The 25629-nt window shown below is 49.2% G+C and carries 23 protein-coding genes and 1 riboswitch; of the genes, 8 read left to right on the top strand and 15 right to left on the bottom strand.

The annotated features are described in order from the left end of the window. Window positions 1-96: 96 nt before the first annotated feature. Window positions 97-573 (bottom strand): protein CreA, encoded by a 477-nt coding sequence (creA, locus tag ACL9RG_RS10410; protein WP_422792530.1) that lies wholly within the window; start codon window positions 571-573, stop codon window positions 97-99. 207 nt (window positions 574-780) lie between these two features. On the opposite strand from creA, the gene robA reads away from it, so the two are divergent. Continuing rightward, window positions 781-1650: an MDR efflux pump AcrAB transcriptional activator RobA gene (gene robA, locus ACL9RG_RS10415; RefSeq protein ID WP_422792531.1), complete on the top strand. Its 870-nt coding sequence runs from the start codon at window positions 781-783 to the stop codon at window positions 1648-1650. Between the two features lie 144 nt (window positions 1651-1794). Here the strand turns inward: robA and gpmB are convergent, their stop codons facing one another. After that, the gene (gene gpmB / locus ACL9RG_RS10420; RefSeq protein WP_422792532.1) at window positions 1795-2442 is read right to left on the bottom strand and encodes a 2,3-diphosphoglycerate-dependent phosphoglycerate mutase GpmB; all 648 of its coding nucleotides are present in this window, start codon (window positions 2440-2442) and stop codon (window positions 1795-1797) included. A 50-nt stretch (window positions 2443-2492) separates the two neighbouring features. Between gpmB and yjjX the strand changes: the two genes are divergently transcribed. Then, a complete protein-coding gene (yjjX, locus tag ACL9RG_RS10425; protein ID WP_422792533.1) occupies window positions 2493-3026 on the top strand; it encodes an inosine/xanthosine triphosphatase in 534 nt (177 codons plus the stop codon). A gap of 18 nt (window positions 3027-3044) precedes the next feature. Here the strand turns inward: yjjX and trpR are convergent, their stop codons facing one another. Further along, a complete protein-coding gene (gene trpR / locus ACL9RG_RS10430; RefSeq protein WP_422792534.1) occupies window positions 3045-3389 on the bottom strand; it encodes a trp operon repressor in 345 nt (114 codons plus the stop codon). 56 nt (window positions 3390-3445) lie between these two features. Further along, entirely contained in the window at window positions 3446-5365 is a 1920-nt protein-coding gene (gene sltY, locus ACL9RG_RS10435) for a murein transglycosylase (protein WP_422792605.1), read from the bottom strand. 454 nt (window positions 5366-5819) lie between these two features. Here sltY and ettA point away from each other — a divergent pair, with 454 nt between their 5' ends. After that, window positions 5820-7487, top strand: a complete 1668-nt coding sequence (ettA, locus tag ACL9RG_RS10440) for an energy-dependent translational throttle protein EttA (protein ID WP_422792535.1) — start codon at window positions 5820-5822, stop codon at window positions 7485-7487. 55 nt (window positions 7488-7542) lie between these two features. On the opposite strand, the gene ACL9RG_RS10445 is transcribed toward ettA, so the two are convergent. Further along, entirely contained in the window at window positions 7543-8451 is a 909-nt protein-coding gene (locus ACL9RG_RS10445; RefSeq protein WP_422792537.1) for a LysR family transcriptional regulator, read from the bottom strand. A gap of 120 nt (window positions 8452-8571) precedes the next feature. On the opposite strand from ACL9RG_RS10445, the gene ACL9RG_RS10450 reads away from it, so the two are divergent. Continuing rightward, window positions 8572-9573 carry a zinc-binding alcohol dehydrogenase family protein gene (locus ACL9RG_RS10450; protein WP_422792539.1) on the top strand — a complete coding sequence of 334 codons (1002 nt, stop codon included), beginning with the start codon at window positions 8572-8574 and terminating at the stop codon, window positions 9571-9573. Between the two features lie 176 nt (window positions 9574-9749). On the opposite strand, the gene ACL9RG_RS10455 is transcribed toward ACL9RG_RS10450, so the two are convergent. The 6 genes from ACL9RG_RS10455 to nudF all read right to left on the bottom strand — a co-directional run bounded on the left by ACL9RG_RS10455 (window position 9750) and on the right by nudF (window position 14712). Then, entirely contained in the window at window positions 9750-9890 is a 141-nt protein-coding gene (locus ACL9RG_RS10455) for a hypothetical protein (protein WP_422792540.1), read from the bottom strand. 327 nt (window positions 9891-10217) lie between these two features. Next, window positions 10218-12113, bottom strand: a complete 1896-nt coding sequence (gene parE, locus ACL9RG_RS10460) for a DNA topoisomerase IV subunit B (protein WP_422792541.1) — start codon at window positions 12111-12113, stop codon at window positions 10218-10220. Window positions 12114-12218: 105 nt separating this feature from the next. Next, window positions 12219-12800, bottom strand: coding sequence for an esterase YqiA (gene yqiA / locus ACL9RG_RS10465; protein ID WP_422792542.1), 582 nt, complete (start codon window positions 12798-12800; stop codon window positions 12219-12221). Further along, window positions 12800-13627 (bottom strand): 3',5'-cyclic-AMP phosphodiesterase, encoded by an 828-nt coding sequence (gene cpdA, locus ACL9RG_RS10470; RefSeq protein ID WP_422792543.1) that lies wholly within the window; start codon window positions 13625-13627, stop codon window positions 12800-12802. Before cpdA ends, yqiA begins: the two co-directional genes overlap by 1 nt. A gap of 27 nt (window positions 13628-13654) precedes the next feature. Continuing rightward, window positions 13655-14080 carry a DUF1249 family protein gene (locus ACL9RG_RS10475; protein WP_422792544.1) on the bottom strand — a complete coding sequence of 142 codons (426 nt, stop codon included), beginning with the start codon at window positions 14078-14080 and terminating at the stop codon, window positions 13655-13657. Beyond that, on the bottom strand, window positions 14077-14712 hold the full coding sequence (nudF, locus tag ACL9RG_RS10480) for an ADP-ribose diphosphatase (protein WP_422792545.1): 636 nt from the start codon (window positions 14710-14712) through the stop codon (window positions 14077-14079). Before nudF ends, ACL9RG_RS10475 begins: the two co-directional genes overlap by 4 nt. Before the next feature lie 229 nt (window positions 14713-14941). On the opposite strand from nudF, the gene tolC reads away from it, so the two are divergent. The 3 genes from tolC to ACL9RG_RS10495 all read left to right on the top strand — a co-directional run bounded on the left by tolC (window position 14942) and on the right by ACL9RG_RS10495 (window position 18609). Continuing rightward, window positions 14942-16450, top strand: coding sequence for an outer membrane channel protein TolC (gene tolC / locus ACL9RG_RS10485; protein WP_422792546.1), 1509 nt, complete (start codon window positions 14942-14944; stop codon window positions 16448-16450). Between the two features lie 299 nt (window positions 16451-16749). Beyond that, window positions 16750-17418, top strand: a complete 669-nt coding sequence (locus ACL9RG_RS10490) for a DUF1190 family protein (protein ID WP_422792547.1) — start codon at window positions 16750-16752, stop codon at window positions 17416-17418. Window positions 17419-17421: 3 nt separating this feature from the next. After that, window positions 17422-18609 (top strand): glutathionylspermidine synthase family protein, encoded by a 1188-nt coding sequence (locus tag ACL9RG_RS10495; RefSeq protein ID WP_422792548.1) that lies wholly within the window; start codon window positions 17422-17424, stop codon window positions 18607-18609. Window positions 18610-18682: 73 nt separating this feature from the next. Here the strand turns inward: ACL9RG_RS10495 and ygiD are convergent, their stop codons facing one another. Beyond that, window positions 18683-19477: a 4,5-DOPA dioxygenase extradiol gene (gene ygiD, locus ACL9RG_RS10500; RefSeq protein ID WP_422792549.1), complete on the bottom strand. Its 795-nt coding sequence runs from the start codon at window positions 19475-19477 to the stop codon at window positions 18683-18685. Between the two features lie 332 nt (window positions 19478-19809). Further along, complete coding sequence (gene ribB / locus ACL9RG_RS10505; RefSeq protein ID WP_422792550.1) at window positions 19810-20463, bottom strand: 3,4-dihydroxy-2-butanone-4-phosphate synthase; 654 nt, start codon at window positions 20461-20463, stop codon at window positions 19810-19812. Between the two features lie 137 nt (window positions 20464-20600). Continuing rightward, window positions 20601-20760, bottom strand: a riboswitch (FMN riboswitch). 135 nt (window positions 20761-20895) lie between these two features. Between ribB and ubiK the strand changes: the two genes are divergently transcribed. Next, window positions 20896-21165 carry a ubiquinone biosynthesis accessory factor UbiK gene (gene ubiK, locus ACL9RG_RS10510; protein WP_422792551.1) on the top strand — a complete coding sequence of 90 codons (270 nt, stop codon included), beginning with the start codon at window positions 20896-20898 and terminating at the stop codon, window positions 21163-21165. Window positions 21166-21239: 74 nt separating this feature from the next. Here ubiK and hldE read toward each other — a convergent pair whose 3' ends face one another. Continuing rightward, window positions 21240-22667 (bottom strand): bifunctional D-glycero-beta-D-manno-heptose-7-phosphate kinase/D-glycero-beta-D-manno-heptose 1-phosphate adenylyltransferase HldE, encoded by a 1428-nt coding sequence (gene hldE, locus ACL9RG_RS10515; RefSeq protein WP_422792552.1) that lies wholly within the window; start codon window positions 22665-22667, stop codon window positions 21240-21242. Between the two features lie 87 nt (window positions 22668-22754). After that, window positions 22755-25607, bottom strand: coding sequence for a bifunctional [glutamate--ammonia ligase]-adenylyl-L-tyrosine phosphorylase/[glutamate--ammonia-ligase] adenylyltransferase (gene glnE, locus ACL9RG_RS10520; RefSeq protein ID WP_422792553.1), 2853 nt, complete (start codon window positions 25605-25607; stop codon window positions 22755-22757). Window positions 25608-25629: the final 22 nt, after the last annotated feature.

Here is a 25629-nt window from a genome sequence, read left to right on the forward strand (position 1 = left end):
ATGATTACGTTCTTTCAAACAGGTTGCCAACCAGTCTGATGAATTTTAAGGCCGGCAGAAGCTGGCCTTAAAATTTGGCATTAAACCAACGCCATATTAATGGTTGGTCCAAGGAATAATAGGAACCGCACTCAGCGCGTTTTTAGGCGATCCATCCACGACTTTGTCAGAATAGCTAAGATAGATAAGGGTATTACGTTTTTCATCATAAAAACGCACAACCTGAAGCTTTTTAAACACTAACGATGTTCGCTTTTGGAACACGACATTGCCCTTGTCCTTACCTTGCTTAATCTTGTCGCTCAGTTCAATTGGCCCAACTTGCTGGCAGGAAATGGCGGCATCGGATGTATCTTCAGCAAGCCCTAAACCACCTTTTATACCCCCAGTTTTCGCACGACTGATATAACAAGTTACATTTTTAATATCAGGATCATCAAAAGCTTCAACCACAATTTTATGGTCAGGTCCGAACAATTTAAACACAGTATCGACCGAACCAACTTGTTCTGCCTGTACGTTATTTATACAAAAAAACAACATCGAACATGCAAAAATCAAACATTTTTTCATTAGGTTACCTTATTGTTGTTAGTCAGGTTTATGGATAATTGATTGACGTAATAAATAAGAGTCAGCGCACAAAATGGCAAATTAACCGATCATCGACCTAGTTTTTAGCACCGTATGCTAAAAAATATCTGTGAGTTTTACCCTTAAAAAATTGTTATCATGCGGCGTCATCATTCTATGCGCCAATAAGTTCAACGAGGACGATCTATGGATCAAGCAGGGATCATTCGTGATCTTCTCAGCTGGTTGGAAACACACCTCGACCAGCCGTTATCACTCGACAACGTTGCAGCAAAAGCCGGTTATTCTAAATGGCATCTACAACGCATGTTCAAGGATGTTACGAGTAACGCGATCGGTGCTTATATTCGTGCGCGTCGGCTATCTAAAGCTGCCGTGGCGCTACGTTTGACCAGCCGTCCGATACTAGATATCGCTCTACAGTATCGCTTCGATTCTCAGCAGACGTTTACGCGGGCTTTTAAAAAGCAATTTGCGCAAACTCCAGCGCTTTATCGTCGTTCTGAAGATTGGCATTCATTTGGCATGTGTCCGCCTATTCACTTAGGTGCTTTTGTTCTACCACAGGCAGAATATGTTGCTCTGCCAGAACAACACCTGGTTGGCATAACGCAAAGCTACTCTTGTCGACTTGAGCAGATCACCACTTACCGTCACGAAATGCGCCTGCACTTTTGGCGTCAGTATATTGGTGATGCGAAGACTCTACCGCCAGTGCTTTACGGTTTGCATCATTCTCGGCCAAGCCATGAGAAAGATGATGAACAAGAGGTGCTATACACCACGGCAATAGAGCCGCAACACCTACAAGAAAATATTCAGGAAGGTCAGCCTATCGAACTTCATGAAGGTGAATACGTACAGTTTCGCTTCAAAGGCTCACCAGATTCACTGCAAGAGTTTATTCTGACCTTGTATGGTACCTGTCTGCCATTATTGGAACTGACGCGAAGAAAGGGACAAGATATCGAACGCTTCTACACCACACGCAAGGTAATGGATAACACCATGCCAGCAGAAATAGAGTGTGATTATCTGATCCCAATCCGTCGCTAATCATATCCACCATACTGGAAGCTGCCTCTGCGTTAGCTACACTCGGTCACCCGAATCACTTACTGTAGTAAGTTCACCCGGATGACCTCTAACGACCTTGATGCAACGACAATTATTTGGATATAGATTTGCGGCTCACTGATTTCATCGTTGTATTTCGTCTAATGCGGGTTGATCCAAGTGACTGATATCACCCGCCGTTTCGACGATCCATCCTGTCGCGAGCCATGCACTTTCTTGATGGTCAACACGCGAAATAGAACAGTTGCGCAAACGGAGTCGGCGTTCTGCATAGGCAGGTAAGCCTAACAACGTACTGATTAGACAACCTAACGCAATACCATGGCTGACAAGCAATGGTTTACTCCCAGCGGGTAGGTCAAGGCAGCTATTAAGTGCGGCACGCATACGCGCCCCAAGCTCTAACATTGACTCCCCCTGAGGAATACGGCCATCAGGTGTCCCGTCTACCATCTGCTTACGCCAACGCTCTTCTTCAGCATTCAGGCTGTCTATATTACGGCTTTCCAATATTCCCATGTGTAGTTCGCGCAAACGTGGCTCTGTTACCACTGTGCAACCACAGACATCGGCGATAATCTCGGCGGTATGACGAGTACGCCCAAGATCACTGCTAATGACATGAGTAATACCTTCATGCCGCATACGTTCGGCAACTTGCTGTGCCTGAAAAATGCCTTTCTCTGTCAAAGGGCTGTCAGATTGCCCTTGGATACGACGGGCGGCATTCCATTCGGTTTCGCCATGACGGACGAGATATACCTGTAACATGATTATTTTCCGTTATACTGCGTAAAATATGCTTGAAGGATGCTCAAACTATGTACCACGTTGTTGCTGCTACCACCAATCCTGCAAAAATTATGGCAATATCTTTAGCATTCGAAGACATCTTCGGTGCCGATAGTTTTCGTATCGAAGGCGTCGATGTCGATAGCGGTGTCCCAGCCCAACCTATCGGCAGCATGGAAACCCGTACTGGCGCACGTCACCGCGTGATATCCGCTCGTCAGGTACGTCCAGAGGCTGATTTCTGGGTCGGCGTAGAAGCTGGCATCGAAGACAACATGACCTTTGCCTGGATGGTAATAGAAAACATGCACCAAAGGGGAGAATCTCGTTCTGCCAGTTTGATGCTACCCGAAATTATATTACAAGAGATTAATCAAGGAAGTGAGTTAGGCGATGAAATGGATAAACTAACGGGGATCAGTGAAGTAAAAAGAAAAGGTGGTGCTATCGGTATCTTTACCGCCGGCAAACTTACACGCACCAGCGTCTATCACCAAGCTCTCATACTTGCCCTCGCCCCTTTCCACAATGCAGTTTATCAATTACGCCCACAAACCCATTAATCTGTGGCTGTAGCAATTTCAGGGCCCTTTGGGGCTCTGCTCATTGCCAAGCAACTGGACTTGCAGCCAAGCCTTCAATTCCGCAGGCGCCCCTTTTAAACCATTAGAACCTCGCGTTATTGTCGCAATCCCAGCCCCAAGCTGGTTTTTCAGTTCACGCTGACTCAACTGCCCTTTCATCAGCTCTTCGACAATACGCAAACGCGTTCCCAATGCATCACGCTCATCTGGCGTTAACATCAGCTGCAACAAATCATGGTGCCGATTTTCCGCGAAAGATTGCTGTAACAACACTAAGAAACGTTGCCAGTCTTCATTACTTTGTTGGGAAAGAGCGGGGTCTATCTGGAAAGGCTGTGTCATGTTTGAGCTGCCATACTATTAAACTAGTACGGCAGCATATCATAACGACTAAAAGATCAATAACGTCTCTGCCATTCAGCATCAGTCAAAATTTTTGCCGGTTGATGCAGGAAGTAACGATAAAACGCATCATAGGCCAGCACATTTTTGACATAGCGCCGCGTTTCGGAGAACGGAATACTTTCGACAAATGCCACTGCATCAATCTGGCCCGCGCTATTATTGAGCCATGTATTTACCCGCGACGGGCCAGCATTATAAGCCGCACTCGACAAGATGCGATTACGGCCGAACATCTGATACACATACTCAAGATAATTGGTACCAATATTGATATTGGTTTGCGGGTCAAGCAACTGGCTACTGTTGCTATAGCCAGGAATGCCATTGAGCTGCACGATATGCGTCGCCGTGGTCGGCATCAATTGCATTAACCCAGTCGCGCCAACCGGTGAACGCGCATGCGGATTCCATGCGCTTTCCTGACGAGCAATCGCCATTGCATAACTCTGAGTAATGCCTTTATCTAGAGTCGCTTGGCGGAACTCATTGCTCCATGCCAACGGGAAGCGCTCTTGCAGATAATCCCACAATTTACCGGCTATCGTGGCTTGAACACTCAGTTCCGGCCAGTTTTGTTCAAAAGCATAACGCGCTAAAGCTTCTTGCTGCGGTTGACTGCGACTGGCAACCAGATAAGTCCATTCAGTGCGCGCCAAATTATCCATCTGCCAATACATCAGCTCACGTACGCGGGCAATTTCTGGCAACTGCGCGATACTGCTATCAGGCTTGGTGGCAACCAACACTACCATCGGATAAGTCACACCCAATTTCTGAGCCGCCGCCATTGGATAGAAGCCGCGCCCCTGCATGAGAGAACGTAAAATTGCTTCGCCGTCAGCTCGCTTTCCTTGATCAATCAAGGCAGAAGCACGCCAGTACCGCCATTCATCTTCTTGCAAAGCCTCTGGCGGCAGGCGATTCATCCACTGCATGAGACCTTGACGATCGCCAGCAGCCAACGTCATGCGAATACGACGCTCAACTAACGAGGTAGAATTACTGCGCAGGATCACCGCATCACGCCACTTAGCTTGTTCAGGCGTTGCATCGCTCCCCATGTAACGCCAAGCGACAGCCTCTTCCATATCCAGTCTTTGAGCATCACTCATTTTCTGAGCGTTGACCAAAATCGGGATCATTGCACGCGCGTTTTCGACATCATTGCGTGCCACTCTGGCAAAGGTAATATCCACCGCATTGCGCGTAAAATCGGTTGGCGTAACCGTACGGGCAAAATCTACAAGGGTATTCGGGTCGTTTTGTAGCTTAATCAACGCATCAGACATCGTCTGATAGCTAGACGGCAGTTGCTTAGCCAGGAAACTAACCAAGCTGGTATTTCCCTCTTTTAACGCCAGGCCAATACGTTGTAAAGTGAGTTCTGCCGTTTGATTTCCAGCCAGTTGCCACTGTGTGAACAATTTATCGCACACACCCGGCAGCGAGTGTCCAACTAACCAAATGTTTTTCGCCCCTTCAAAAGCAACCTGCTGTTGGCCGGTCGACCATTTGGCATAATAATAGTTACAGCGCGCAGCAACGGGCTTTGGTGGCTGAGGGCTAAAAGAGAGTAAACCTTGCCAATCCTGGCGGGTCGCTAACTCATTAACAAAACGGGAAGGTAACGAGCGGGCCGGAGGCAACGTGGGGTTGGCCTGTACAAAAGCGCTGACCTGCGCAGGCGTCGCCAGAGCAATATCTTGCGTCAGCTGCCGGTATTGCAGATAAGGATAGAGAGGATAATCCGTTAATGTCGGCATCAACTGGCTGACTACAGCCATCTGGTTGCTATCCCAAGCCTGTTTGATCTGCATATAACGCTGGCGTTGTGCATCAATAGAATCTGCTTTCGCCACGCCGGTTACCGAGACCAACAACATGCCTACTGCCAGAAATCGCCACTTGTCCACCTTGACCATACTTGCTCTTATCCTCATGGGTTGTACTACCTGATGATTACTCACTGCTGCACTCGAGCGCCGTTCAATGGGCCATGATACCTTGGCAACCATTACGCTAATCTATTCATCTGCAAAATTGAAGGACTGCCCGGCACGGCGCCATAATATTTACATTGTTTTGAATAAAATGATTGTCATATGCGCCAATAATCATCGAAATATGACATCTTCGCCCGCCTCAGCTCGTAGTAAAACGACGCTAAGATAACATTCTATGCATCCAACCAAGTTGATCATTGGGATCGCAGAGAGAAACAAGCTAAACTCCGCATTCGGAACACTTATCAGTCATGCCGCAGTCAGGCGGGACTGACTTTACTCTGTCGTCACTCTGTCGTCGCATAACAGCAGCAACTACTGCGCTCTTCGGACACGACCTGAATAACAAGAGGCTCAAAACAACGTGGCTCAATACGTATACAGCATGCATCGCCTTGGCAAAGTTGTCCCGCCAAAGCGTCATATTTTAAAAAATATTTCCCTTAGCTTTTTCCCTGGTGCCAAGATTGGTGTTTTAGGTCTGAATGGCTCAGGTAAATCTACATTACTGCGCATCATGGCCGGTATTGATACCGACATCGAAGGTGAAGCACGCCCACAGCCAGACCTGAAAATTGGCTATCTGCCACAGGAACCTCAGCTCAACATGGAACATACCGTGCGTGAGTCTGTGGAAGAAGCCGTAGCTGAAGTTGTTGGCGCGCTGAAACGCCTTGATGAAGTTTACGCACTTTATGCCGATCCAGATGCAGATTTCGACAAGCTGGCCAAAGAACAAGGCAAACTCGAAGAGATCATTCAGGCACAAGATGGTCATAATCTGAATAGTCAGCTTGAGCGTGCTGCCGATGCACTGCGCCTGCCAGATTGGGATGCTAAAGTGGCTAACCTGTCCGGTGGTGAGCGTCGCCGTGTTGCGCTTTGCCGCCTGCTGCTCGAAAAACCAGACATGTTGCTGCTCGACGAACCAACCAACCACTTGGACGCCGAGTCCGTCGCTTGGTTGGAACGCTTCCTGCACGATTTCGAAGGTACCGTTGTGGCAATTACCCACGACCGTTACTTCCTGGATAACGTTGCTGGTTGGATCTTGGAGCTTGACCGCGGTGAAGGTATTCCGTGGGAAGGTAACTACTCCACTTGGTTGGAGCAGAAAGATGAACGTCTGGCACAAGAAGCCTCTTCTGAAGCCGCTCGTCGTAAATCTATCGAGAAAGAGCTGGAATGGGTACGTCAAGGTGCGAAGGGCCGTCAGTCTAAAGGCAAAGCACGTCTGGCCCGTTTCGAAGAGCTCAACAGCACTGAATACCAGAAACGTAACGAAACTAACGAATTGTTCATTCCACCTGGTCCACGCTTGGGCGACAAAGTCGTTGAAGTGAAGAACCTGAGCAAATCTTACGGCGACCGTGTGCTGATTGACGACCTGTCCTTCTCCGTACCAAAAGGCGCTATCGTCGGTATTATCGGTCCGAACGGTGCGGGTAAATCTACCCTGTTCCGTATGATGTCTGGTCAGGAGCAGCCAAACGGCGGCACCATTGAGCTGGGCGAGACCGTTAAACTGGCCTCTGTCGATCAGTTCCGTGATGCGATGGACAACAGCAAAACCGTGTGGGAAGAAGTTTCCGGCGGTCAGGACATCATGCGTATCGGCAACACCGAAATGCCAAGCCGCGCCTACGTTGGCCGCTTCAACTTCAAAGGTGTTGATCAGGGCAAACGTGTTGGTGAGCTGTCCGGCGGTGAACGTGGTCGTCTGCACTTAGCTAAACTGCTGCAAGTTGGCGGCAACATGTTGCTGCTCGATGAACCGACGAACGACCTGGACATCGAAACCCTGCGCGCCTTGGAAAATGCCCTGTTGGAATTCCCAGGCTGCGCAATGGTTATTTCCCACGACCGTTGGTTCCTTGACCGTATCGCAACCCACATCCTTGATTACCAGGATGAAGGTAAAGTTGAATTCTTCGAAGGTAACTTCACCGAGTATGAAGAATACAAGAAGCGCACCTTAGGTGCTGAAGCGCTGGAACCTAAGCGCATCAAATACAAAAAGATGATCAAATAATCTGTTGTTAAGCTTCGCTAAATGGCCCGGATATCCGGGCCATTTTTTTTATCGCCTATCCCTGTAATGCTTTAGTGTAGCTGTCCGAAAACGCGTATTCATCCAGCATAAAATCAATAAAACAGGCCAAGGCTGGCGAGTTGAGCTTACGGCTGGGGTAAACCAAATACAGATCATTGCTCTGCGCCTCCCACTGCGGTAAAACCTGCACCAACTGCCCTGCTCGCACTTCTTGATGGCAAAGAAATGCTGGAAGCAACGTGATCCCCGCGCCTGCAATCGCACATTCGCGCGCATACAATAAATTATCAGTGGTGTGCCCCGCCGGTAGCAACCAACGATAGTAACTATCACCATAGGTCAACGACCACTCGGCCCATGCCCGATGAGCAATGCAACGGTGCAACACTAGCTGTTGCGGGGTTTCTATTGCCGGATGCTGCGCTAAATAATCGGGTGAAGCCAGCAGATAGCGAGGTGATTCCCCCAATCGTCGACCAATCAAGGAAGAATCATGTGGCTTGCCGGTACGCAGCGCCACATCAAATCCTTCCTGTACCAAATCAATCATCGCATCCGATACCGAGACTTCGAGTGAAACCTCGGGATAACGCTGGGTGAATTCGGCGTTTACTCGGGCCAATAATGTTGCACCTAGCCCAGCGGGGCTGGTTATCCGCAGGCGGCCGCTCGGATTATCACGTAAACGGCGGATCGCCAGCTCGGCACGCTCACTGGCCTGCAGCATCTCTTGGCAGTGCACCAGGTAGCGCTCACCCGCGAAGGTCAAATTTAACTGACGCGTAGTACGATTTAATAAGCGTAATCCCACCGCCTGTTCGAGCTGACTGATACGCTGACTGACGCTAGATTTAGGTAATTTGGCGCGATTTGCCGCCTGCGTGAAACTGCCACACTCTGCCACCAGCGCAAATAACGCCATATCCTGTAGCTGTTTAAACATGATTGTTCACCTTAGACGAACACTTTGTTATCTATTGTCCATCTTATCAGTTCTATTTATCGAGACTACACTCAACTACATCTTAAAAACCTATTACTGACTGTCCCGGAGTGTCCAATCATGACTATTCACGCTATTGCCATCGACCCAACATCACCCGCTAATTTTATCGCTATCGAACTGCCACGGCCTGCCATTGGAGAATACGATCTGCTGGTTGAGGTCAAAGCCGTTTCCGTCAATCCAGTCGATACTAAAGTGCATAAAGGCGCACAGAAAAACGGCCTGCAGGCACTGAAAATTCTGGGTTGGGATGCCAGCGGCATCGTCAAAGCTACCGGCAGCGCGGTGAAAGGCTTTAAAGCAGGAGATGAAGTTTGGTACGCCGGTGATATCACTCGTTCCGGTAGCAATGCGACAGAGCAATTGATCGACTCACGTATTGTGTCGCATAAACCACGCAGCCAGAATTGGGCGCAAGCCGCCGCCATGCCGTTGACCGCACTGACCGCTTGGGAAGGTTTGTTTGAACGTTTGAAAATTCAGGATGCAGATACCGAGAAAACGCTGTTAATCATCGGTGGTGCCGGTGGCGTCGGTTCTTTAGCGATCCCCTTTGCTGCTCAACGCAGTAAGGTGAAAGTTATCGCTACCGCTTCCCGCCCAGAATCTGCCGCTTGGTGCATTGAACGCGGTGCAGACTTAACGGTGAACTATAAAGATCTCAAAGGCGAGCTCGCTAAACACGGTATCGAACAGGTCGATTTCATTTTTTGCCTGAATGACACCGACGGACACTGGGCCGCCATTGGCGAACTCATCGCTCCACAAGGCCATATCTGCACCATCGTAGAAAACGAAGCGCCGCTGGATATGAGCGCCTTAAAACTTAAAAGTGCAGCCCTGCATTGGGAACTGATGTACACCCGAAGTATGTTCCAGACCCCGGATATGGCAGTACAAGGTGAGATCCTGCAACAAGTCGCCGATATGGTTGATGCCGGAACGCTACAGACTACGCTAAGCGACACATTACAAGGGCTGACAGTGGAAAGTATCCGTACTGCACACGAAAGAGTACTGGAAGGACATATGCAGGGGAAACTGGTCATTGTTTATTAAGTCATGACCGTGCTTGATACGGTTTTGTAAAACCAGAACGGTGAATTTTTCGGTTTCTTAATATCTGTGTTCAATGCAACTCCACAGCCGAAACCGAGCCAAGGGGGGGAGGCGCCCCCCCTTCGCGATCCCACGCCCTTTGTCACTTCAACCCCGTATCCAGCGGAGGCCATGTTTCAGAAGCTTCCGTTATCGCGCAAATGCCAGCCTTCCAGGCTCCCCGCCTCCGGGTTCAAGCCAACGATAACTCCATTGTCTTTCACCACTCCACCGGTGGCATTTTGAGTGCGCTTGGCGGCTTTTAAGGTCAAATTCAAAGGCTGTTTAGCTTTTGACGTTAAAAGGTTGGTGGCGCGCTCGAAATGGCGCTGAAGGAGTGGTGAGAAATCGCGAAGTGTTTATTGAGTGAGTCCGAATCCCGACGGAAGGCACTGCGGAGCAGCGACATTTGCGCCTGTCGCTGCGGCATCTGAAACATGGCCTAATTGGAATCCGCTATCACACCATTAAAAGGCGCGGGATTTTCAAGGGGAGCGCCTCTCCCCTTGAAGCGGCTTAGGCTGCAATGCCAAATTGGACACTATATTTGAGAAGCCGAAACATCCACCGTTGCCGGTTTTACAAAACCGCCCCTCAGTGTCGGTCTACACTGAAAGCTCCGCTGTATCACCCTTATCTTGCAACCAGTTGCGGCGATCTTCGGAACGTTTCTTGGCGAGAAGCATATCCATCATCCGCAAGGTTTCATCAGTGTTCTCATCGTTAATGGTTAATTGCACCAGACGACGAGTATTTGGATCTAAGGTAGTTTCACGCAGCTGTAATGGGTTCATTTCACCCAACCCTTTGAAGCGTTGAACGTTCGGTTTGCCTTTTTTGCGTTTAAGCTGCTCCAGCACACCGGCTTTCTCTTCTTCATCCAGCGCGTAATACACTTCTTTGCCTAGATCGATACGATACAACGGCGGCATCGCAACATAGACGTGACCACCTTTAACCAATGAACGGAAGTGACGCACGAACAGCGCACACAGCAACGTAGCAATGTGTAAACCATCGGAGTCCGCATCCGCGAGGATACAAACTTTACCGTAACGCAGTTGCGTCAGATCTTCGCTATCTGGATCAATGCCGATCGCTACCGAAATATCATGCACTTCCTGCGAGGCCAACACTTCATCAGATGAGACTTCCCAGGTGTTAAGGATCTTACCTTTGAGCGGCATGATCGCCTGATATTCACGGTCACGCGCTTGTTTGGCCGATCCACCTGCTGAGTCACCTTCTACCAAGAAAAGTTCAGTCATGGAGAGATCTTGCGACGTACAGTCTGCCAGCTTACCTGGTAATGCCGGGCCGCTGGTCAATTTTTTACGCACGACTTTCTTAGCTGCGCGCAAACGACGCTGGGCGCTGGAAATACATAGCTCCGCTAGCTGCTCGGCCGCCTGCACGTTCTGATTCAACCACAGGCTGAAAGCATCTTTTACCACGCCAGATACAAAAGCAGCACATTGGCGCGATGACAAACGCTCTTTCGTTTGGCCAGCAAACTGCGGGTCCTGCATTTTCACTGACAGCACGTAAGCACAGCGATCCCAGATATCTTCAGCCGAGAGTTTCACTCCACGTGGCAAGATATTGCGGTATTCACAGAAATCACGCATGGCGTCTAACAGGCCTTGACGTAAACCATTGACGTGGGTGCCGCCTTGCATCGTCGGGATCAGGTTAACGTAACTTTCAGTCAGTAGCTCGCCACCTTCAGGCAGCCATAGCAGTGCCCAATCTACCGCTTCGGTATCACCGGCGAACGCACCGACAAATGGCGCTTCTGGCAAGGTGATCAATCCGTTAACCGCTTCCATCAGGTAATCGGTTAAACCATCCAGATAACACCAGCGCTGTTCGGTATTGTTTACCTGATCTTTAAAAATAATCTCGACGCCCGGACAAAGTACCGCTTTGGCCTTTAGCAAATGGCTGAGGCGACTGACGGAGAAACGTGGGCTATCAAAGAAGCTGGCATCTGGCCAAAAGTGCACGCTGGTGCCGGTGTTACGTTTACCGCACGTCCCCGTTACCGTTAAATCCTGCACTTTATCGCCATTTTCAAAGGCCATTTCATAGACTTCGCCACCGCGTTTCACTGACACTTCGACACGCGTGGATAAGGCATTGACTACTGAGATCCCTACGCCGTGCAGGCCGCCAGAGAATTGGTAGTTTTTATTAGAGAATTTACCACCAGCATGCAGGCGGCAAAAAATCAGCTCAACCGCTGGCACACCTTCTTCAGGGTGAATATCGACTGGCATACCGCGACCATCATCGATAACTTCCAGAGATTGATCGGCGTGCAAAATGACTTCGATTCGACGTGCGTGACCGGCTAACGCCTCATCGACGCTGTTATCAATAACTTCCTGCCCAAGGTGGTTTGGTCGGGTAGTATCGGTGTACATGCCGGGACGGCGGCGCACAGGTTCAAGACCGCTGAGGACCTCAATCGAATCGGCGTTATAAGTTGATTGGCTCATCGTTTATTAATTCGTGGCTCATAAGTTGTGGGCTAACGATTGTGTTGTGAATTACGGGAGTTCGGCGGCTACAGTTGTCACTATCAAAGAGACAACCCGCATGATTTATTCCGACGCCAGCCCGAGGAAGTCCACAATCTGCGAGAAATAACGCTCAAACCCGACAAAGGCATGGTTGCCTTCTGGCTCAACCGTTTGGCGACACGAGGTGTAATACGCCACGGCCTGTCGGTAATCGAGGATCTCATCGCCGGTTTGCTGGAGTAACCACAGTAAATCGGGTGACTCTAAAGGTTCGATCTGCATGACTTTCAGATCGTCAACATGGCGAGACTCTAACACATATTGTTGACCAGTGTAGGGGTTCTGATTAGGCCCAATATAGTCAACCAATAACTCAAAGGGTCTCACGGCAGGATTTACTACCACTGCGGGCAGCATAAAACATTGTGATAACCAGGTGGCGTAATAACCACCAAGAGATGAACCAACAAGGCCAAGTCGCGCACCAGATTTGTTCATAATCAGCGTTTCAAGCTGCTCTGCAGCATCGGCAGGATACGGCGCAAGCTGTGGCGTAATCATCGCAATATGTGGATGATTAACCGCCAACCAAGCTTGCAACGCGGTGGCTTTAGCCGACTGCGGTGAGCTATTGAATCCATGCAGATAAACCAAGGTATCCATTAATAACCTTCCGAATCACTATCAGGGCGGAATTCATCACTATCAAGGCGGCATACTTCGGTGACAACACGACCATCAGGATACAGGTTAAGATAACGCCAGCCTGGAGAAAGCGTATCTAGCGTAAAATTGGTGCAATGAGATTTGAACTGCACGCAGGTAGAAGGTGTCGCCAACATCCGTTTACCATGCCAATCAAGGTCTAACTCTTGGTGGATATGCCCACACAATAACGTGGTGACGCGTGGATAATGTTGTAATAACGTCGCCAACGTATGAGCATTTCTTAAACTATGTTGATCAAGCCAGGTACATCCTGAAGGCAGCGGATGGTGGTGCAACATAATCAACGTAAAGCGCTTAGGATACTGTTCAAGACATTGCGTCAGCCATTCGAATTGCTGCTCACTCAGTTCACCATGAGGCACGCCGGGCACTTGGGTATCAAGCAAGACGATTTGCCAATGCTCTCCCAACAATACCTGTTTAGAGGGATGGATCCCTGTCTGTGCTAATGCCTTAACCATCGCGGGCTGGAAATCATGATTACCGGGTAGCCAAACACAAGGCGTGGACAATTGGTCTATTCCATCAACAAAGTGTTGATAGGCTCCCAGTGTTTGGTCTTGGGCCAAATCGCCCGTTGCTGCGATAAGATCAACCTCGCGCTGCGAAGCAATAATAGCATCCAGCACAGCGTGATAACTGCGAAAGGTGTTTACACCTAACAACGTATCATTTTTGCTGGCGAACAAATGAGTATCGGTAATCTGTAATATCCTGGCTTTGGCCCCATCAGCCAAAGGCAACGTGAACAGGCTATTCAAATGGCGTCCTTTGTTATTTAAGTCTGTCTAACAAGTCGGAACAGGCATCGCTCCATGCGCCAAACAATAGCGCAACCAATCCGCTAAAAACTGGTTAATTTGATGCTTTTCATCACGTTGATGCAACTTTTTATTGGGGTAATCATAGCGTGCCTTGAAACGAAATATCTGTTGGCTAGCACACACTTCGGCAACCATAGCATCGTGGTATAGACGAATGGTCATCGATGGCAGACTCCAATAGCTAACAGCAGGCGCGGTTTGCTTGATTTCTACCAACGACGTATAGCGCGTCGATTCGAGGATCGTTAGCTGATAGACAGCGCTCGCTACCTGATAAGTGACCATTTGACCCACTTCGTCATTACGCGGTAGCAGGCGGCGAAGTTGTGCAAAGTTGGTCTCACATACCCTCATCATTTCAGGGAAGTCAGGTACATAACGCTTTATCATTCTTTAGCCCATTCTTTTCTTAAAGAGTCGTGGTGCAAGGCCAGCCACTGCAAAGCAATCACTGACGCTGCATTATCTATCGCTCCTTCTTCCACCCAACGATAAGCCTGTTCCCGGCTAACCACATGTACTCGGATGTCTTCATTTTCTGATTCCAAACCATGAATCCCGTGCGCCGTTGTGGAGTCCACTTCCCCAACCAAGATAGACAGGCGCTCGCTGGTCCCACCCGGACTGGCAAGATAGCTCAACATCGGCTTACAACGTTTAACGCTAATGCCCGCTTCTTCTTGCGCTTCTCGCCTGGCGACATCTTCAACTGTTTCGCCCTCTTCGATCATACCGGCAACCATCTCCAGTAACCAAGGCGTGTTACTGCTTTCGATAGCTGGGAAACGCAGTTGCTCTAGTAGAACCACAGTATCGCGCACAGGATCATAAGGTAGCAGAACTGCAGCATGACCGCGCTCAAAAACCTCACGCACCACTTCGCCGCTCATTTGTCCATTAAACAAACGATGACGAAACCGATAAGACTTCATGGAGAAAAAACCTTTGTAAACGGTCTTCTCTGCCATAATTTCTACATCATTTTTGCCGAAACTTACCGGTGATGCTTGATATTTGCTCATGAAATCTCTTTCCTCGGCCGATGATTAAAGAATAAATTGCCGCCGCGTGGACCAATTAGATGGAAAAACGTTCATAATATTCAAGATAATTTGTGACAGATTAAGATGAATTCAGCTAGCATGGCACATTAAGTCACCTCGCTCGTCTGCTACTATCTGTTAGAATCTGCGTCTATTTATTGAATGTAAGCGCTAACATAACAACATTGTTGCACTACAAGGAATGCAAATGAAGAAACTGCTCTCCCTACTCATTGGACTTAGCCTCGGCGGTTACAGTGCGTTAAGCCAGGCTGAAAACCTGATGCAGGTATATCAGCAAGCCAAGGAAAGTAACCCAGATTTGCGTGCGTCTGCAGCAACACGTGATGCTGCATTTGAAAAGATCAACGAATCGCGCAGCCCGCTGTTACCGCAACTTGGTTTAGGTGCCGATTATAATTATACCGGCGGCTACCGCGATGCGAATAATGTGAATAGCAACGTCTCGAGCGCCTCCTTGCAGCTGACACAAACTCTGTTTGATATGTCTAAATGGCGTGCATTGACCCTGCAGGAAAAAACTGCCGGTATTTCAGACGTTACTTTCCAGACTGCACAGCAGACCTTAATTCTGAATACTGCGACTGCCTATTTCAACGTTTTGCGTGCGATTGACTCATTGTCTTATACCGAAGCACAAAAACAGGCAATTTATCGTCAATTGGATCAAACCACTCAGCGTTTCAACGTTGGCCTGGTGGCAATTACTGACGTACAAAACGCCCGTTCACAATATGACAGCGTGCTGGCAAATGAAGTGACTGCCCGTAATAACCTGGATAACGCGTTGGAATCACTGCGTCAGGTAACTGGACAGTTCTACCCAGACTTGGCGTCGCTGAATATCGCAACCTTCGGGACTCAACGCCCAGAGCCGGTTAATAGCCTGCTGAAAGAAGCAGAAAACCGTAACCTGAGCCTGTTGTCTGCGCGTTTGTCACAGGACTTAGCTCGCGAACAGATTCGTTTTGCCCAGGATGGCCATCTACCAACCATCGGCCTGACGGCGTCTACCGGGTTATCTAATACTCGTTATAACGGTTCTAAAACCGGTGAAGGTACTACCTTTACTGACAGCGATGCTGGTCAAAACAAGATTGGCCTGAGCTTCTCCCTGCCGTTGTACAGTGGTGGCTCAGTGTCTTCACAAGTTAAACAAGCACAGTTCAACTTTGTGAGTGCCAGCGAACAGTTGGAAAGCTCACATCGTTCGGTTGTCCAGACGGTGCGCTCTTCATTCAATAATATCTCTGCGTCAATCAGCAGCATCAGCGCGTTTAAACAAGCGGTTGTCTCTGCGCAAAGCTCATTGGATGCGATGGAAGCCGGTTATCAAGTCGGTACTCGTACCATTGTGGACGTTTTGGATGCTACAACGACGCTGTATAACGCTAAACAGCAGTTGTCTAACTCACGTTACGATTATCTGATCAACCAGCTGAATATCAAATCAGCATTGGGGACGTTAAACGAAAACGACCTATTGGCGCTCAACGGTGCGTTGGGTAAAGAAGTGGCAACGTCTCCTGATCAAGTTGCTCCTGAAAATCCTCAGCAAGATGCTTCTGCTGATGGTTACAATGCACAAGGTTCAGCGCCTAAAGCTGTTCATACTCAGAAAACCAGCGTGCGTGCTCCGGCAGCACATGGTTCTACAACGAGCAGCAAAAAAAGCGGCAATCCGTTCCAGAACTAATGTTTTACGGGGAGTTAGCACTCATGTGCTAGCTTCCCGTCATTAATGACAGACTCAAACCATTTATCCCTCGAACCTCCAATAACTCGCGAATAAATAGCCCTCACTTTTCCCTAAATTCGACGCAGTTTTCTCCCAATAGCCAGGCATCTATCACAGTATGCCCTCCGCTAACGTAAAGTCCGGTAACTATTGCTATTACCGCTTTAATAATGAGCGTCTTTCCCCTATTCTTACACGGTTAACATTTTGTAACTTCTGGGAAAGGGCGACAAAGCCCAATAAATGGGATGAAATCGATGAAACGGACAAAAAATATTAATTTAGCGACCTTCCGTAAAACGTGGCGTAGCTCGCGCCTTACCCCTGTTGCTTTAGCGGTTAGCGCCGTATTTATGCTCAGCGCTTGTGAACAAAGTGACGAAACTGTCTCGCTTTATCAAAATGCCGATGATTGCTCTAAAGCCAATCCATCAAATAGCGCTCAGTGCGCGGCCTCTTTTAATGCAGCGAAGCAAGAAGCGGTGAAAACAGCCCCTAAATATGCAAGCCAGGCTGATTGCGTGGCGGAGTTTGGCGAATCACAATGTACTCAAGTTCCTGCACAAGCGGGAATGTCTGCCGAGTCACACAGCGGCGGCAGCTCGTGGATGCCGTTAATGGCAGGCTTTATGATGGGCCGAATGATGAGCGGCGGCGCAGGCTATGCTCAGCAGCCACTTTTCACTTCCAAAAATGCGGGTAACGCGGCAAGCGGAAAATTCGTTGATGCCACGGGTAAGAGCTATGGTCCCGCGACAACTGGCCGCAGCATGAACGTGCCAAAAACGGCGATGGCACCAAAACCGGCAACCACTTCAACCATCACCCGCGGTGGTTTTGGTGAAAGTGTTGCGAAACAAAACACCATGCAACGCAGCGCGGCGTCCTCGTCTAGCCGTTCTGGCTCTCGCAGTATGGGCGGCTAATGCATGAAACGTATTAATCTGGTTGAGCGCCCAGACTGGCGAGAAAAAGCCGCTGAATTTGGTTTTAATTTTCACACCATGTATGGCGAGCCTTACTGGTGTGAAGACGCCTACTATGAATTTACGTTGGCGCAGATAGAAGAATTGGAAGATGCTACCGCCGACATCCATCAGATGTGTTTAAAAGCGGTGGAGCGCGTGGTCAACGACGACGCGTTGATGACCAAATTCCGCATCCCTAAGCACTGCTGGGAATTCGTCAGAAGCTCTTGGCGTAGCCAACAGCCTTCGCTGTATTCACGTCTGGATTTAGCTTATGACGGCATCAGTCCTCCTAAGCTTCTAGAAAATAACGCTGATACGCCGACGTCATTGTACGAAGCAGCCTTTTTCCAATGGTTATGGCTCGAAGATCAGGTCAAATCGGGGAAATTGCCGGCGCATTCTGATCAGTTCAATAGCCTGCAGGAAAAGTTGATCGACCGTTTTGCCGAGTTGAAAAACCAGTTCGGTTTTTCACTGCTGCATCTAGCCTGCTGCGAGGATACAGAAGAAGATCGCGGCACCGTGCAATATCTGCAAGATTGCGCGCATGAAGCGGATCTGGCGACGGAGTTCCTATTTATTGAAGAGATCGGCTTAGGCGAACGCGGTCAGTTTACCGATCCTCAGGATCAGGTGATCAGCAATCTGTTTAAACTGTATCCTTGGGAATTCATGTTCCGCGAAACCTTCTCCACTAAGCTTGAAGATGCGGGTGTACGTTGGCTTGAACCGGCCTGGAAAGCGATTTTATCCAACAAAGCGCTGTTGCCATTGCTGTGGGAAATGTTCCCAAATCATCCTAATCTGCTGGCATCCTATTTTGCCGAAGATGCCTATCCACAGATGGATCACTATGTGATTAAGCCGCTGTTCTCACGCGAAGGTGCCAACATTCGCATTATCGAGAAAGGCCAGGAAGTGGCAAGCGTTGACGGTCCTTACGGCGAAGAAGGCATGATCGTGCAGCAGTTCCATCCTTTGCCACGTTTTAACGATAGCTATACGCTGATCGGTAGCTGGCTGATAAACGATCAACCTGCTGGCATCGGTATTCGTGAGGATAGAGAATTGATCACTCAAGATCTCTCGCGCTTCTACCCGCATATCTTGCTGGATAATACTCAGCAAGCAGACGCTGATTTCTAACTGGTAACGGATAATGAGGCCGCCTCATTATCCGTTTTCTTTCTTGCGTTAGCCTCAGTGAACCGAATTCACGTTAACCTAACTGCACTGACAGCATACTCAGCGAGCCGCCTGTAATACCATTAGTTGGCAGAGAAATCGCCTCTTCCCCATCCCAACTTCCCAACACATAAAGTAATGGCAGATAATGCTCTAGCGATGGATTCGACAATTCTGCCGCTTCATGCTGCATAAAGTTAACCAGCGGGTGATCTTTGGCCTCGCCTTTCCAATCAAGATTATCAACCACATATTGGTTAAACGCCGTAGCCCAAGGATAAGCTGGCGCGTCGTCGCCTTCGCCACGTCTCATCATACGTAAATTGTGTACCACATTGCCACTGGCCACGATCAACACGCCTTGTTCACGTAATGCCGCGAGCTTCTTACCAATTTGATAGTGGTATTCAGCAGGCTGTGTACCATCGATACTCAATTGGATCATCGGAATATCCGCTAATGGATATACCTTTGCCAATACGCCCCAGGAACCGTGGTCAAATCCCCATTCACTGGTATCGGCGATCACCTTAATCGGTGCCAACAGCTCTTGCACCTGTTTGGCCAACTCTGGCGAACCCGGTGCCGGGTAACGAACGTCAAACAGCGCCTGAGGAAAACCACCAAAATCATGGATGGTTTTAGGATTACTCATCGCCGTAACGGCCGTTCCGCGGGTATACCAATGCGCAGACACCGCCAGAATGGCTTTCGGACGAGGTAGGGTTTCCCCCAACTTAGCCCAGGTTTGCGTATAGATATTGTCTTGCAACACATTCATTGGACTACCGTGTCCCAAAAACAAAGCAGGCATCCGCGAGGTCGTCATTTTATTTTCCTTACCAGGGTGAAAACAGGCAGCGGCGTAATGAATACCAAGGCTGCGCGATAAAAACACACTACTCTTTTCTGTTATCGGTTGCAGGCGGATAAGCGTGATGAAGATGTTCAATAATTTTGAATATTGGTTATGATGAAAATATTCCGGCAACAGATCGGGATTTAGGAGTGAATGAGTAAGCGAAGAGGGTTAATGTCAATTTCTCATAAGCACAGGTGAAAATGATCTATACCTTTTTAGTACCTGTTAAGCGGATAAAATAGAAAAGGCCGCTTACGCGACCTTTTTCACTGGCTATGCTGTTATCTAGCTTTAGGCTATTAACTCGCTTTTTGGGTTTGTGATTGACGGTATTCAACCAAATCGTCAATCGTCACCACTGGCATATTATGCGCATTCGCGAAAGCAACAACTTCTGGCGCATGCGCCATAGTGCCATCGTCATTAGTCAGCTCACACAGCACGCCATAAGGTTTGAAACCAGCCAAAGAAACCAAGTCAGTCGTCGCTTCAGTATGACCACGACGAGTTAACACGCCGCCCGGCTGTGCACGCAGTGGGAATACATGCCCTGGGCGATTAAGGTCAGAAGGCTTAGCATTATCGGCAATAGCCGCACGAATAGTGGTTAAACGGTCACTTGCTGAAACGCCAGTCGTCACACCAACAGCGCCTTCAATCGTGACGGTAAAGCCCGTTTGGAAGTGGCTGGAGTTTTGCTCAACCATCATTGGCAAATCGAGCTGCTGACGGCGTTCTTCGGTCAAACACAGGCAAACAATGCCGCTGCCGTGACGAATGGACAATGCCATTTGCTCAACGGTCATGGTTTCGGCGGCAAAGATCATATCGCCTTCGTTTTCACGGTTTTCGTCGTCCAGTACCATCACACCTTGGCCATTGCGTAACGCGGTAAGCGCGCGTTCAACACGTTCGACAGGTGAACCGAATTCGGAAAGTAGGGTCTGATTCATGGTAAAATAACCTCATTAAGACTATGAAAAATAAATGGATTACCAGAATCAGGGCATCTTGCGGGGGTAAGCATAGTCAGCACGAAGCTCACTATAACTATAAAATAACGCAGCAGGCATTACTGCCTAACTCTAACCGTTACTCTCTCCCATCCGGACTATAACCGTCGGCCCCGGAATTACACCGGGTCTGCTGACCTCAAACCATTGGCTGACTTGAGCGCTCGCGGGCTTCCACCTGATATTTCCTAGTGGTTTACCGCCGGTGGGGATTTTCACCCCGCCCTGAGAATAAGCAAGAGAACTATAACGCTAAAAAAACCGTTGGGCAATGCACTCTTTGTGCGCTGAAAGCGCGGATCAAAGGTTTATAGAAACCTTGCCAGCGATTACACTAGTTACCAGCACCCCATTTGAAACAAGGTAAACATCATGATTGACCCGAAAAAAATTGAACAACTTGCCCGCCAGGTTCATGAGTCAATGCCGAAAGGGATCCGAGAGTTCGGTGAAGAAACCGAAAAGAAAATTCGTCAGGTGTTGCAGGCGCAATTTAGCCGCATGGATTTAGTAAACCGTGAAGAATTTGATGTGCAAACTCAGGTTCTGCTGCGTACTCGTGAAAAACTGATCGCGTTGGAACAGCGTATTGCTGAACTTGAAGCTAAAGCGTCACCGGCCGCAGATAAGCCAGAAGCCTGATTCAGATTTATTTTGCGATAAAAAAGGCCCGCAAAATTGCAGGCCTTTTATAAATTAACTCACTGTTAATGCTATTAATTGTTGCTTTTAATTTGGTTAATAATTCGTGTAGTCGACAAGCCATCTTCAAAATTAAGCACACGCACTTCGCCACCTGCCGCCCATACTTCTTCGGCACCGGCAATTTGCTCTGGTTTGTAATCACCACCTTTAACCAGCAAATCTGGCAAAATTCCGGCAATTAAACGCTGCGGCGTATCTTCTTCAAACGGGACCACCCAATCCACCGCACCTAATGCCGCAAGCACGGCCATGCGCTGTGCCAATGGATTCACCGGGCGAGTTTCGCCTTTCAGGCGCTTAGTCGATGCATCGCTATTTGCCGCCACAATTAAGCGATCGCCAAGCTTACGAGCGTTAGCCAAATAAGAAACGTGCCCAGCGTGAAGAATGTCGAAGATACCGTTGGTCATCACCACTTTCTCACCGCGCTGACGCGCCATGGCAACAGCGGCTTTGAGTTCTTCTTCGCTCATCACGCCAAAACCGGTTTCGGCGCGGCCATGAATAGCGTTTTCCAGCTCGATAGGAGACACCGTCGACGTACCAAGTTTCCCTACGACCACACCAGCAGCAGCATTGGCCAGGAAGCAGGCTTCTTCCAGCGAATGCCCCGCTGCAAGCACCGTTGCCAGTACACCGATAACGGTATCACCGGCACCGGTGACGTCATACACTTCCTGCGCCTGTGTTGGCATATGCAGCGGCTCTTTACCCGGTTGCAACAACGTCATGCCTTGTTCTGAGCGGGTGACCAGCAGAGCTGACAAATCAAAATCAGCAATCAACTTCATGCCTTTTTCAACCAATTCAGCTTCGTTTTTACAAGTACCTACGACCGCTTCAAACTCAGACAAGTTTGGTGTCAGTAGGGTCGCGCCGCGATAAGGTTCGAAATTTGCGCCTTTAGGGTCGATCAGTACCGGCACCCCGGCTTCTTTCGCCAGAGCAATCATCGCACTGACATTACTCAATGCGCCTTTGGCATAATCAGACAGTACCAATGCTCCCGTATTTGGCAGCGCCTTTTTGATTTTTTCCAGCATCGGTTGCAGATCAACGCCTTCAAAACCTTCTTCAAAATCCAGGCGCAGCAACTGTTGATTGCGGGAAAGCACGCGTAACTTAGTGATAGTTGGATGGGTTGGGATCGCCAGGAAATCGCAGTTAACCTTAACGTCACTCAGACTTTTACCCAGTGCGATAGCAGCATCATCCGCGCCAGTTAACCCAATCAATTGTGAACTCGCCCCAAGAGAAGCAATGTTCATCGCCACGTTGGCGGCCCCACCAGGACGTTCCTCGATAGTGTTGACCTTCACGACAGGCACCGGCGCTTCTGGAGAAATACGATTGGTTGCGCCATACCAATAGCGATCCAGCATCACATCTCCAACCACCAGCACGCCAGCACGGCGAAAATCAGGCAAAGTCACTTTCATCCCACACTCCAAAACAGATAAAACCAAATAGGTAAATTATTCAGACAAAGCATGCGCAGATAATATCACACGCAGAGGAAAACCGGCTTAACACAGCCAACGAGCCCAACTGGCGCGAACTTGCTCACGCTCGGTGCTGAAACATTCCACACCCACTTTGCCACTATGTTCTTGTAATGCTTGATGATGAATTTCATCACGCAATGTAATGTACGCACGTTTTAACTGCGTCGCTTCTTCTTCGGACATAATGCCAAATTGCGCCATCAGTTCAAAAATTCTAACGTTATCTGACCAGCGAGTCAGCCCCGGCTGGCTCTGGGCGAAACGTAGAACCAAATATTGGGCAATAAATTCAATATCCGTGATCCCACCTGGGTCGGCTTTGAGGTCGAACACATTGCCTTTTTTGCTCGCCAAATGCGTTACCATTTTCTCGCGCATTTCACGTACTTCTTTTTTCAGCTCGTCAGCATCGCGCTGACGGCAAAGGATCTCTTGCCGGGTCTGATTAAATCGCTGTGCCAACTGCGCGTCACCATAAACTACACGAGCACGCACCAACGCTTGATGTTCCCATGTCCAGGCTTCGTTATGCTGATAATCAGCAAAGGCTTCGATAGTACTAACCAACATGCCGGATGCGCCGGACGGCCGCAGACGCGGATCCACCTCATACAAAATACCGGATGCAGTACGCGTACTGAAAAGATGCATAATTCGCTGTGCCAAACGCAGATAGAATTGACGGCCATCGATACTACGCTCGCCATCTGTTACCACATTTGCCGGGCAATCAAGTATGAACACCAAGTCCAAATCTGAGCTATATCCCAACTCCCAGCCCCCCAATTTACCGTAGCCGATCACCGCAAAACCGCGTCCTTCGAGCTGTTGTAAATGAGTGGGTTGCCCATAGCGGGAGACCATTAAATCCCAGGCCTGCTGCACCACAACCTCGAGAATAGCTTCCGCCAGATAGGTCAGGTGATCGCTAACTTTCATCACCGGCAGCGTGCGAGAAATATCTCCGGCTGCAATACGCAGGTGTTGCGCCTGTTTAAACTGGCGTAGCGCTTCAAATTGCTGCTCTTCATCATCGGTTGGGATGCGCATTAAATACTGGCGCAGTTCGTCGCGGTAAGCGTCGGGCGCAATGGTTTGGTACAGCGTGGTAGGGTCGAGAAGCTCATCAAGCAGCAGCGGGTGTCGTGCCAGTTGGTTAGCCACCATTGGCGATGCCGCACACAGTCGCACCAGCTGTTTCAACGCCCCTGGATATTCGACCAACAGCTCGATATACGTGGTTCGCGTCACAATATTGAGCAATAAGCCGGTCAGGCGATGCAACGTGACATCGGCATTATTGTAAGTACTGACTTGTTCTAACAGACGCGGCATGAGCTGATCGAGCTGTTCGCGTCCGCGAGGTCCAATAGTACGTTTGTCCACATCGCGGCGGAATTCGGCAATAATACGCAGCAGGTTCTTACGCGCGTCTTCAGATAATTGCGGGGTAAGCGGCAGCAGATCGCTATCTTCTAACTCATCAATCCATAAACTGTTGAATTGGCTATATTGCGGATCTTCTCCGGCTTCTGGCGTGTCATCACCAATCAGATCATTAAATACCGCACGTACCGCCAGCATATGCGCATCAGTGCTGGCTTTCAGGCTGTCCCAGTCGGCAAAATCCATACCCCACGCTAATCTTGCTTGGTTTAGCGCATCAGAGGGCAGAGTTTGTGTCTGTTCATCGCCAATCGCCTGCAACAAATTCTCTAGGCGGCGCAGGAATAAATAGCCTTGCTGTAAATGCGCAACCTGCTCAGCGGGGAGCAGGCCTAATGATTCCACAGCCTGTAATGTCGGCAAGAGAGAACGTTGTTGCAATAAGGGTTCGCGGCCACCGCGAATCAACTGAAATACCTGTACGATAAATTCGATTTCACGAATTCCGCCAGCGCCCAGCTTGATATTGTCTTTCAATCCGCGGCGTCTGACTTCGCGGGCGATCATGCCCTTCATATTACGCAGTGATTGGATCACGCTGAAATCAATATAACGGCGGAACACAAACGGCATCAGCATCTTACGTAATTCAATGCTGCTTTCGTCATTAGCACCGCCCATCAGCCGCGCCTTGACCATCGCGTAGCGTTCCCAATCGCGGCCTTGTTCTTGGTAATAATCTTCTAATGCTGGGAAGCTCATCACCAGCGGGCCACTGTCGCCAAAAGGCCGCAGCCGCATATCAACCCGATAAACAAAACCGTCGATAGTCGGCTGATCCAAGGCTTTAATCAGCCGTTGTCCCAAACGAATAAAGAATTGGCCGTTATCCAGTTCCCGACGCCCGCCTTGCGTGTGACCGTTTTCTGGATAAGCAAAAATTAAATCGATATCAGAGGAGAAATTCAGTTCACCACCGCCAAGTTTCCCCATCCCGAGGATCAATAACGGCTGTGGCACGCCTTGCGCATTCACCGGCGTGCCCCATTCGCGACAGCAGGCGGCATAAAGCCAGTCACGTGCGCTCACAATCAGCACTTCCGCCAGTTCGCTCAACTGCTGTAACGTTTGCTCAACACTGCTGGTTTGCATCGCTTGCGACCAGGCAATACGCGTTAACGTGCGCTTGCGGAACACGCGCAATGCCTTCATCAAACCGGCTTCATCATTGACGCTAGCGACTGACTGCGCTAACGCATCACGATAGGATTGCCACTCCTCGGCCTGCGGCGGATGTTGCGTTATCTCACTCCACCACTCAGGGTGCAGAATCAGGTTTTCGCCGATGAAATCACTACTGGCAATGACACTCAACGCACTATCTGACAGGGCGGGAATATCATTTAATTGCTGATTTTCGATGCTCTGCGCAAAGCGCAGCTGAAATTTTTCTGCCTGAGTTTGCAGCAGAGGAGTGAGAGGCAACATGTAAGGATCCTTGAGCATCTGA

Source organism: Rouxiella sp. Mn2063 (assembly GCF_049319665.1).
GTDB lineage: Bacteria > Pseudomonadota > Gammaproteobacteria > Enterobacterales > Enterobacteriaceae > JBMOUD01.

Coding starts and splice junctions, on each gene's coding strand:
- creA (WP_422792530.1), bottom strand. CDS start 573: ATGAAAAAATGTTTGATTTTTGCATGTTCGATGTTGTTTTTTTGTATA.
- robA (WP_422792531.1), top strand. CDS start 781: ATGGATCAAGCAGGGATCATTCGTGATCTTCTCAGCTGGTTGGAAACA.
- gpmB (WP_422792532.1), bottom strand. CDS start 2,442: ATGTTACAGGTATATCTCGTCCGTCATGGCGAAACCGAATGGAATGCC.
- yjjX (WP_422792533.1), top strand. CDS start 2,493: ATGTACCACGTTGTTGCTGCTACCACCAATCCTGCAAAAATTATGGCA.
- trpR (WP_422792534.1), bottom strand. CDS start 3,389: ATGACACAGCCTTTCCAGATAGACCCCGCTCTTTCCCAACAAAGTAAT.
- ACL9RG_RS10445 (WP_422792537.1), bottom strand. CDS start 8,451: ATGTTTAAACAGCTACAGGATATGGCGTTATTTGCGCTGGTGGCAGAG.
- ACL9RG_RS10450 (WP_422792539.1), top strand. CDS start 8,572: ATGACTATTCACGCTATTGCCATCGACCCAACATCACCCGCTAATTTT.
- parE (WP_422792541.1), bottom strand. CDS start 12,113: ATGAGCCAATCAACTTATAACGCCGATTCGATTGAGGTCCTCAGCGGT.
- yqiA (WP_422792542.1), bottom strand. CDS start 12,800: ATGGATACCTTGGTTTATCTGCATGGATTCAATAGCTCACCGCAGTCG.
- ACL9RG_RS10475 (WP_422792544.1), bottom strand. CDS start 14,080: ATGATAAAGCGTTATGTACCTGACTTCCCTGAAATGATGAGGGTATGT.
- nudF (WP_422792545.1), bottom strand. CDS start 14,712: ATGAGCAAATATCAAGCATCACCGGTAAGTTTCGGCAAAAATGATGTA.
- tolC (WP_422792546.1), top strand. CDS start 14,942: ATGAAGAAACTGCTCTCCCTACTCATTGGACTTAGCCTCGGCGGTTAC.
- ACL9RG_RS10490 (WP_422792547.1), top strand. CDS start 16,750: ATGAAACGGACAAAAAATATTAATTTAGCGACCTTCCGTAAAACGTGG.
- ACL9RG_RS10495 (WP_422792548.1), top strand. CDS start 17,422: ATGAAACGTATTAATCTGGTTGAGCGCCCAGACTGGCGAGAAAAAGCC.
- ygiD (WP_422792549.1), bottom strand. CDS start 19,477: ATGACGACCTCGCGGATGCCTGCTTTGTTTTTGGGACACGGTAGTCCA.
- ribB (WP_422792550.1), bottom strand. CDS start 20,463: ATGAATCAGACCCTACTTTCCGAATTCGGTTCACCTGTCGAACGTGTT.
- ubiK (WP_422792551.1), top strand. CDS start 20,896: ATGATTGACCCGAAAAAAATTGAACAACTTGCCCGCCAGGTTCATGAG.
- hldE (WP_422792552.1), bottom strand. CDS start 22,667: ATGAAAGTGACTTTGCCTGATTTTCGCCGTGCTGGCGTGCTGGTGGTT.
- glnE (WP_422792553.1), bottom strand. CDS start 25,607: ATGTTGCCTCTCACTCCTCTGCTGCAAACTCAGGCAGAAAAATTTCAG.